The following is an 8,933-nucleotide window of genomic DNA, read 5'->3' on the forward strand; positions in this document are numbered from 1 at the left end:
CGCCCGACGGACTCTGTGGGTACGGGTCGCGTACTTGCTCCAGCCGGCGATGTTGCTTCCATCGGAAGTCAAGCGCCGGATCAGATCCTTGTTGCCTAACTTGCTGCCGGCAATGATCTCGCGTGACGCAGCGACTGCCCCTGAACTCAATCGCCCAGACGACGTAAACACCGATTCAGCGGGCCGCGCGCCAACTGCTGTTCTAGCCTTACGCCGTTGGCGGCATTGCTGGCTCCGGTCTCTACGGTTGCGATATGTGTGGCAATGCTACCTGTCTCCGCTTCGGTTGCTCCAGCGCCGCCCAGTCCTCCGGCGATGCCCATCACAACGAGTGGCCTGGCCTTGTCAGGGAACGCCTGGTTGGACGCGCCCCGACGAACCTTAGCGTTCAATTTCCCGTCGTTACTACCAAAGCCCCAAGCAGCAATATTGAGACTTCGTCAGCCACCGCTGCCTACATCGTCAAGGAAGACCGCGCTGATAGGTTCGAATAACGAGTCCCAACAAGAAACTTCGTGACCGAGTGCCGCTCGGTCACGATCGGTGTAGTCTGGCGGTGCCTCTGCCAGTCCAGGAACGTTGCCGACGAAGAAGGCTGCGTACTCGGCGATCAGAGAAAGCCGCGCCCCGGGATGTGGCCACATGACGAGGCTTAGTTCGAAGGGCTGGTCTCTTGCCCGCGGGATCGAGCTGCCGATAGACCGCGCAGTCAACGCTGTGTCTCTGCCCGGCCCGGCCCGGCCCGTGTCAAGCCATGGACCCGATGAGCGACAAGTACCCCGGTATTCGCCTCTCGAAGCTGCAGGGCCTGGCGGAGATCGAATAGGATCCCAGCGATACCCGCCAGGGCGTCGAAACGGATATCGAGGACTTGTGCCTCTTCGAGAGCGTCCTCCTCAGTCAGGGGGTTCATCGCTTCCGGCGCCGTATATCTCCGGAGAGATGGGTCCATGTGAAACAAGTCATTGATTTTCATCACGGCAGCGGGATATGCGCGAAGGGATCTGCGTTGTTGATCGTATCTCCCGTGAGCCGGTTGATCGTCTGGCCCGAGCGATTCATGTATACAGCGTAGTCATTGGGGTACCGGTACGGTCCGGGTCCGACGAGCGAGTGCACGTTTTCTCATGATCTCCGCATGCTATTGCGACCCGCCGGTAAGTTACCGCAAAGTAACTATGGATGCCGCGGACATAGGGGTTCGCGGCCAGGAGAAAGGCATGCCATGCGCCGATTCCGACTCACCGCCGTGTTCGCCACCGCGCTGCTCACGATTGGACTCTTCGCCGCACCCGCGGCTCAGGCCGACTCGATCTCACCGGACCCTCCCGGAGCCAATGACTGGACGTGCAAGCCGTCGAGCGTGCATCCCTACCCGGTGGTCCTCGTCCCGGGAACGTTCGAGACGATGTACAAGAACTGGGCGCTGCTCTCACCCGTGCTCAAGGACCAGGGGTACTGCGTCTTCGCGCTCAACTACGGGGTGGTCAACAATGTACCGGCGAGTGGGGCAATTCGGGACTCCGCAGCTGAACTTGCGACGTTCGTAAAATCAGTTCTCGGCGCGACGGGCGCAAAGAAGGTCGACCTCGTCGGGCACAGCCAAGGCGGGATGATGCCGCGGTACTACATCGGCTTCCTCGGCGGCGACAAGTACGTGCACCACCTCGTCGGCATTGTGCCGTCGAACCACGGCACACAAGGCCTCATCGCACCGTCGCCCGCGGGGATGATTCTCGACACGACCGCAACGAGCACCCTGTGCCAGGCCTGCGCGGACCAGCATGCCGGGTCGGCGTTCATGACCGAGCTCAACTCGATCGGCGACGCCGTACCCGGCCCGTCCTACACAGTCATCTCAACCCGATACGACGAGGTCGTTACCCCTTATGCGAGCCAGGCTCTTGTTGGGCCGGCGAAGCAAGTATCCAACCTCGTTCTGCAGGACTACTGCCCTCTCGACACCTTCGAACACGATCAATCTCCCAACGATCCAAACGTGTGGTCCCTTGTCTCCAACGCACTCCTCCAGAGCGGCCCCGCAGATCCGACGTATCGCCCGGAGTGCGTGTAGCGGGCAGCATCCCGCCTGGTTGTATTGATCTCGGCCGACGCCAAGAACTAACCCTCGAAAGCCCCGAGGGCGAGCACAGCCAGGGACGATCGAGCGACATGAGTTTCCGTGCCACTGCGGCGAGGGACTGATCATCGAAGAGCATGACAACACCCCCGGCTTCCGGGAAACAATGTACGGATCGACTGCGACAAGTGCCGCGAAGCATGACGCTTCGTCTCTGGCCTGTCTGTGCAGGGTTTGCGCGTGGAGCACAAGCCCAACGGCGACGCCAGCTAATACAAGCGTCTGATGGCCCCTCAACACAGAAACCCCACCTGATCTTCGGATCAGGTGGGGTTTCTTTTTTGGAACAGCCGAGACGGCGCTACTTCGTCTCGTTGGGATGGCTGGTGTGGACCTGCTCCAGGTAGATGACCTGTCCCTCAACGTAGAACCAGAGGCGGGCGCCGCCCTTGAGCGTCGGCTTGTGCTGCCACCGGTCATGTGTGGCACCGTTGCGGGTCACCAGTTCCAGTTCACCCCTCAGCCGGTAGTTGGTGGGTGTTTCGAGCTCAGGCGTCCGTGTAAGGAAATCCCACGCATCGGCCAGCGGGTTCCTGATCGTGGCCGCCAGGTCAGTCCAGCCCTTCGTGGCCTGGACTGATGCGAAACGGATCTCGTATTCGTTCTTCTTCGTCGGCCGCTCAACCTTCGATTCCTTCGCCATGCGCTAGGGGCGCTCGACCGCTTCGGCTTCATCTAGCCATTCCACCGGCTCCTTGCCCAGACCCGCAGCGATGGCAGTGGCCGTCTCGCGCCAGGAGGTAAGTTCAGCAATGGCAAGATGGGGCTGATGGGTGGCGAAAGAGGCACGAGCTGCCGCCAGCACCGCAGTCGCACAGGCTTCCTGGTCAGCCGGGCTCAGGGCCAACATCCAGGGGAAGCGGTCGCTCATGCGGCCGGCGAGGGTTCCATCGGTGCTCGTGGAGACAGCAACGAGCTGCGCCGCGAGCTCCAGCAGTGCATCGCGCGCTTTGTCGGCACTCTCGGACATCAGCACCAGGGATTCGCCGTCGCGGCGCGTGACCTGGACAGGGTGATCAACCGCGGCCGCAAAGACGTCTGCGGATGCGCGGCTCAGTTCAGAAGACTTGAATGTCGTTTTTGATAATGTTGCTGCGCTCATGAAACAACACTAACTCAGAACGTGTTCTGAAGTCCATCGAAGCGCAGGGCGTGCGGCCTACACCGGGACTTCCCGCGTCACCCGGACGGCAGTTATCTGGGGTGCGGTTGCTGTCAGTCTTGCGGTGTTGGTGCTGTTGATCGTCTTCTTTATCCAGAACCAGGACATGATCACCGTCAAATTCCTTGGCTGGGAGGGCCGCCTTGCCCAGGGCGTCGCGTTCTTCATTGCCGCCGCCGTCGGAGGCGGGATCCTCGTGGATCTTACGCGTGAGATTGGTGTTCTCCTCGAGCAGCTGCTCCTGGGTGGTGTAGGCGGGGCGCCGGATCTTCGCCAGCGCTCGCTTGGTCCGACGCCTCGGGCAAAGCGTGCACGCTGGCCACATCGTCCGCCCGATGCCAACCGCTTTGATGCGTCTCTAGCCTTCTTCACGTGGTGGGGACAGTAGGGAGATTACCGGGCCTTGCTGTATCAGCACCTGACCGTCGCTGAGCGCCCAGTGCTCGATATTTCGGCTCCTCAGATCTCTGCTGACTTGGGTACAAGCGCCGCTCTCGGGGTGTCCGGGGGAATCCACGTGTGGAATCAGGGGCCGATCCAGGAGCCCGAGACCCCGTTCCGGAGGAGGGGAACCGGCGACGTGCGGGTCATCGATCGAGGCGAGATATGTGATGTCGCGGGTCAGCACGGTTGCTCCCGCGCTATAGCCGGCGTACATCAAGTCCCCGTCCGCGACGCGTCGCACGAGGAGGTCCTCAATTCCCGATTGGGCGATGCGTTGCCGGAGCAAGAACGTGTTGCCGCCGCGGACCCAAACTGTCCCAATCGATCTCATGATGTGTGTGCACCGATCAACACGCAGGTCGAGTTCGATGGTCTGGAATCCGAGGTTCTGGAGTGCCGAAGACTCGCGCCGCCACGAAGCCTTGCGGGCCTCGGGGGTTCGGTCGTCGATGGCGTACAGGATTACGCCAACTTCGCCACGGCTTCCGGCATTTTCACGCAGCCATGCTGAACCCGAACCGATAGGGAATGATGAAAGGTAGAGCTTCATCAGCCGCTCTCGACGTCTTGAAGGAAGCGAACCCCTAGCTGCTCCCCGGCAATGGTGAAAAGGATTCCAAGGGTATCGTTCGGTATGGTCTCGTCTTTGGCGAGGCGCTGCAGCAAAGCTATCATCTTCGGTGTTCCGAGATCGTTAGCGACGGTGGAGGGACTGCGTTCTCAACCTCACCCCGCCAGAACAGGACCAACAAACGAAACTGGACCTTCAACCACGAGCACTCTTCCCACCCACCAACAGCCAGATCTAACGGCCATCACGCGGCCGTGGCAGGTTTCAGGCGTACTTGAGTCCCACCCCATAAATGGCGGCCTTTTCATAGCGCTATTTGGCGCAAGGTGCAGCCCACAAGGGGTTCCTCCAGAGGACAGGCTCGGACGTGTTTTACAGCTGCATGCGGAGGACCGCTCGGACGGGAATGTTACCGCCTCGATCATCAGCGACGCGATGCATTCCGACTTTTTCAGCTACCCGCTCTGACGCCCGGTTATCCGGATGGATGATAGCTGTCAGTTCCTTGGCTTCAAGATGTTCGCGGGCGTAGTCGCGACAAGCAGTTGCTGCCTCCGTCGCGTACCCCTGGCCGTGTAGGTCGGAGCGCACGTGGTAGCCGACCCCAAGTTTCTGCTCGCCGTTCACCGACTGCCAGGTCAGGCCGCAGTCGCCTATGAACTCTCCGTCATGCGTTTCGACAATCCACAGGCCAAATCCGTCCTCCGCGTAGTTCTCCTGGTTCCAACGAATCCAGTTCGCTGCTTCCTCCCGAGACTTGGGTGCCGTGTAGAAACGCATCACCTCGGGGTCTCCGAGCAAGGCGGCCATGTTGTCGAGGTCAGCATCAGTCATCTGACGGAACTGCAATCGATCAGTAGGTTGTGGCGTTATCATCCAATGACTCTATTGCGAGTGCACGACTAAGCCCGCAAGCCGGTCCCTTTACCGGGACACCTCGGGTGAGTTCCGGCAGTTCGCGGACAAGTGCATCGAGCGCCAGCACGTCATGCTTGGGTCCCACCCCAAATTTGGTCGGTTGGGGTCAGTGCAGCAGTGGGCGGGGAGAGCGATAAATGGTGCCGCCGCGCCGCCATTGGGCCTGGTGCGCGACCCGGACCTCCAGCGACTTGCCGGTCGCCTTGTTGACGGCGCTGTAGCGGGCCAGGACCACGACCCGCTCACCGTCGACGACGTAGGTGTCGTCGTGGGTGACCTACTGGTCACACGCTGCGGCCAGCTGCTCCATGACGCCGTCCGGGGTGCGGTAGGTGCCGCTCGGGGAGAAGTCGGCTGTCTCGGTCGACTCGACATCGGGGGCGACGGTGGCTCGGAACGCTTCCAGGTCACCGGTGGCCGACGCCAGGTACTGGTGTTGCACCACGTCGGCCGGAGCCGACGAGGTCTCCAAGTCACTGGTATCCATGCTCACCACGCGGCTTTCAGAACATGCCGTTGTCGTTGGCGGCGGTGGTCGGGACCTCTTGGATGACGTCCCAGTGCTCGACGACCTTGCCGTCCTCCAGACGGAAGTAGTTCGCCAGGGCCCGGCCCGGCTTGCCGGGCTCCAGTATCAGGTGGGAGTGGGTGACCACCATGTCGCCCTCGGCGATCACCCGCTTGATGTCCAGCCGCAGGTCCGGGTACTCGCCGCGCAGCCAGCGAACGAAGCCGATGAATGCCTCCGGCCCGTCCTGGGCGTCGGGGTTGTGCTGGACGTAGCGGGGGCCGAAGTGGTCCGCGATCGCCTTCTCCGGGTTGCCGCTGAAGGCGGTCTGGTAGTAGTCCACGACGATCTTCTTGTTCTGCTCCAGGACAGACATGCCTGCTCCAATCGGGTAGGGGACACCGCCTCGACGGCACGGGTGCGCCGTCGGACGCCGGTGGTGTGCGCAGTGATTTCAAGGGGAGCCCCGCGCTTTTTCTTCGGCGGCCTGTGGGCGACAGGCACGCGGCGCTGGTCCTACTTTGAGCTGATGCCACGTATTCGGGTGTTTGGCGCATGTATCGCGACACGATCCGGGTTCTGGGCCCACTATTTTATTGCCTGGTAAGTAGTTCCTGGACTTCTTACCGGATTGTGCCCGGGCGGTGTATTCGTGCGAGGATACCGGCCGGGCTGCTGATCGCCGGGCGCATGGATCCCGGCGAGGAGAGTGCGGTCAGGGTTTGGGGCTGGCCGCACTCTTCCCCGGATACCCGGGACCCTGGACTTATGGTCCTCGAGCGCACATACGGGTTGAGACTGGATTCGCGTAGCAACCAAACTGACGGCCAGCATCCAACCTCGACTGCGCTTTTTGATTCCGCTTACCGGGTTGGCGACGGAGGTTATCTGTAATTGTGAGGGGTGTGTGGTGAGGTTGATTGTGTTGGTTAAGGAAGAGCTTTCACGGGTGGCGATCAGGAGTTCTTCGGCCCGGAAGGCTGAAATCTCGACTCTTTTGCGTTTCGCTGGGGGTCTGCATATCCTTCCAGGCGGGCTCATGGTCCAGGCCGAGGTCGATCTTGCTTCCACGGCCAGGCGTGTGAGGGATGCGATCGCTGATCTTTACGGTCACCGGAGCGAGGTCTTCAGGGTTCCTGCTGGTCAAGGCCATTCCGGCGGGAGCTACGTTGTCCGGATGGTGCGCGGCAGCGAAGTCCTTGCCCGTCTGACCGGTCTGGTGGATAGCCGTGGAATCCCGGTCCTGGGGCTTCCGCCGGCGGTCGTGAACGGCTCATCCTCCGATGCTGAGGCTGTGTGGCGGGGAGCTTTCCTGGCACAGGGTTCGCTCACTGCACCAGGCCGGTCTTCTTTGCTCGGGGTCACGTGCCCGGGGTTGGAGGCTGCGCTTGCTTTGGTGGGTGCTGCCCGGCGGTTGGGTATTGAGGCCAGGATCCGCGAAATGCGTGGGGCGAATCGCGTGGTGATCCGCGACGAGGACGCGATTGTTGCATTGCTGGCCCGCATGGGTGCTGGTACGGGCCTCGCGAAGTGGCAGGAACAGCGCAGGGTCAACAACGTCAAAGCCGGCAGGGCCAACCCCATCGAGAATTTCGACACCGCCAACCTGCGACGATCCGTCCATGCAGCGCAGCTTGTCAGGGCCCGCGTCGAACGAGCCATGGAAATTCTGGGAGAGGACGTTCCGGAGCCCCTCAAGCACGCCGGTGAACTTCGGCTCGCCCATGAACAAGCCAGCCTGTACGAACTGGGCAGGCTGGCTGATCCCCCCATAAGCAAAGACACCATCGCGGGGCGCATCCGCCGGCTTCTGGTCTTGGCGGACAAACACGCGTTGGAATTGAAGATTCCCGTGAAGCTGACCGATTAGTGAAATGGCCCGGGCCGTCCTCTGCCACCGCCTCGGCGAAATCTGCGACCCAGTAAAACCGAAAATGTACGGAAGTGACCATGGTCATGCACGGCTTCATCACACCGGCGGAGGCTGCGGACAGGCTCGCGATTCGTGAGCTCTTCGACGCATATGCCAGTTGCGCCGACAGGCGCGATGCTGAAGGTCAGAAAGCGCTGTTCACCGAAGACTGCCGCTTCGTGGTCTTCATGAATGGTCAGGGCAGTGAACCCAGCGACGCTCTGAATGGACGCGAGGCATTGTCCCCGGTTTTCGCCAACCTGAACCAGTACGAGGCCACGACCCACTTCAACGGGCAATGCACGATAGAACTCGATGGCGACCAGGCAACCGGCGAGAGCTACACCATGGCCCATCACCTGTTCACCGCCGACGACGAACGGAGAATCATGATTGCCTCGCTGCGCTATCTCGATACCTTCACCAAGATCGCCGGCGCCTGGTACTTCGCCGAACGTAACCTCATCGTCGACTTGACCGAAACCAGGGCAACCACCGCATAAAACCCAGCTACACAGGACGAAAGAGCACAGTGACAGTATTCGTGTGGGCGTGTTTTCCGGTCGGGTTGGTGGGTTTGCTCCTGACCTGGATGAGTGTGATCGGAACACTGATAGTGCCCCGCCCGCTGCGCAGCGCACTTTCACGGGTGACCGCCTTGGCGACGATGAAGGTATTTCGTGTCATCACAGTTCCCGTCACCTCTTACGAAACACGTGATCGGATCCTTGCCTGGCAGTCTCCGATGGCGCTCTTCGTCCGCCTGCTGGTTTGGATGATCCTGTTCGACCTGTCCTTCAGCCTCCTGCTCCTTCCCTTCGTCGACGGCGACTACTGGCAAGCCTCAAGCGAGGCCGGCTCCGCGATGTTCACGCTCGGCTACGCTGCCCCGACGAATGTCGGCACCACGGTGTTGGTTTACGCGGCCGCGTATACCGGGTTGATTGTCATCGCTTTGCAGATCGGATACCTGCCAACCCTCTACGCGGCCTTCAACAAACGGGAGGCGGAGGTAACGCTCCTGGTATCGCGGGCAGGTTCACCCGCGTGGGGGCCTGAGCTTCTGGTGCGCACACGGTTTGGCATGGCCGCTCAAACCAGTACGAGCGAGCTCAGCCAGCTTTACCAAAGGTGGGAGCGATGGGCCGCGGATGTGGCCGAATCACACAGCACCTACCTCACCTTGGTGTGGTTCCGTTCACCTTCACCGCAATCGAACTGGCTCAACTCACTCCTCAGCGTCATGGACGCGGCCGCGTTGCAGCTTTCCTTGAGTCC

At 61.3% G+C, this 8,933-nt stretch carries 11 protein-coding genes; 5 read left to right on the plus strand and 6 right to left on the minus strand.

Translation table 11 applies throughout. The features are described 5' to 3' along the window. The first annotated feature begins 1,225 nt into the window (after positions 1-1,225). Positions 1,226-2,074, plus strand: a complete 849-nt coding sequence (locus ABH924_RS21685) for an esterase/lipase family protein (RefSeq protein WP_404502150.1) — start codon at positions 1,226-1,228, stop codon at positions 2,072-2,074. A 367-nt stretch (positions 2,075-2,441) separates the two neighbouring features. Here ABH924_RS21685 and ABH924_RS21690 read toward each other — a convergent pair whose 3' ends face one another. Then, on the minus strand, positions 2,442-2,783 hold the full coding sequence (locus tag ABH924_RS21690) for a hypothetical protein (protein ID WP_404502152.1): 342 nt from the start codon (positions 2,781-2,783) through the stop codon (positions 2,442-2,444). Between the two features lie 3 nt (positions 2,784-2,786). Next, the gene (locus ABH924_RS21695) at positions 2,787-3,242 is read right to left on the minus strand and encodes a prevent-host-death protein (protein WP_404502154.1); all 456 of its coding nucleotides are present in this window, start codon (positions 3,240-3,242) and stop codon (positions 2,787-2,789) included. A gap of 127 nt (positions 3,243-3,369) precedes the next feature. Between ABH924_RS21695 and ABH924_RS21700 the strand changes: the two genes are divergently transcribed. Continuing rightward, positions 3,370-3,690, plus strand: a complete 321-nt coding sequence (locus ABH924_RS21700) for a hypothetical protein (protein ID WP_404502156.1) — start codon at positions 3,370-3,372, stop codon at positions 3,688-3,690. Here ABH924_RS21700 and ABH924_RS21705 read toward each other — a convergent pair. The 4 genes from ABH924_RS21705 to ABH924_RS21720 all read right to left on the minus strand — a co-directional run bounded on the left by ABH924_RS21705 (position 3,661) and on the right by ABH924_RS21720 (position 6,119). Beyond that, a complete protein-coding gene (locus ABH924_RS21705) occupies positions 3,661-4,296 on the minus strand; it encodes a Type 1 glutamine amidotransferase-like domain-containing protein (protein ID WP_404502158.1) in 636 nt (211 codons plus the stop codon). The two genes, ABH924_RS21700 and ABH924_RS21705, sit on opposite strands and share 30 nt — an antisense overlap. Before the next feature lie 393 nt (positions 4,297-4,689). Continuing rightward, complete coding sequence (locus tag ABH924_RS21710; protein ID WP_404502160.1) at positions 4,690-5,193, minus strand: GNAT family N-acetyltransferase; 504 nt, start codon at positions 5,191-5,193, stop codon at positions 4,690-4,692. A 319-nt stretch (positions 5,194-5,512) separates the two neighbouring features. Next, complete coding sequence (locus ABH924_RS21715) at positions 5,513-5,722, minus strand: hypothetical protein (RefSeq protein WP_404502162.1); 210 nt, start codon at positions 5,720-5,722, stop codon at positions 5,513-5,515. A gap of 16 nt (positions 5,723-5,738) precedes the next feature. Continuing rightward, entirely contained in the window at positions 5,739-6,119 is a 381-nt protein-coding gene (locus ABH924_RS21720; protein WP_404502164.1) for an ester cyclase, read from the minus strand. A 534-nt stretch (positions 6,120-6,653) separates the two neighbouring features. Here ABH924_RS21720 and whiA point away from each other — a divergent pair. From whiA to ABH924_RS21735, 3 genes are all read left to right on the plus strand, one after another. After that, the gene (whiA, locus tag ABH924_RS21725; protein ID WP_404502166.1) at positions 6,654-7,613 is read left to right on the plus strand and encodes a DNA-binding protein WhiA; all 960 of its coding nucleotides are present in this window, start codon (positions 6,654-6,656) and stop codon (positions 7,611-7,613) included. A gap of 80 nt (positions 7,614-7,693) precedes the next feature. Next, positions 7,694-8,158, plus strand: coding sequence for a nuclear transport factor 2 family protein (locus ABH924_RS21730; RefSeq protein WP_404502172.1), 465 nt, complete (start codon positions 7,694-7,696; stop codon positions 8,156-8,158). A 29-nt stretch (positions 8,159-8,187) separates the two neighbouring features. Then, positions 8,188-8,933, plus strand: a 746-nt coding sequence (locus ABH924_RS21735) for a hypothetical protein (protein WP_404502168.1), incomplete at its 3' end; no start/stop codon positions are given.

The sequence above is a fragment of the Arthrobacter sp. GAS37 genome (genome assembly GCF_044908325.1).
GTDB lineage: Bacteria > Actinomycetota > Actinomycetes > Actinomycetales > Micrococcaceae > Arthrobacter > Arthrobacter ramosus.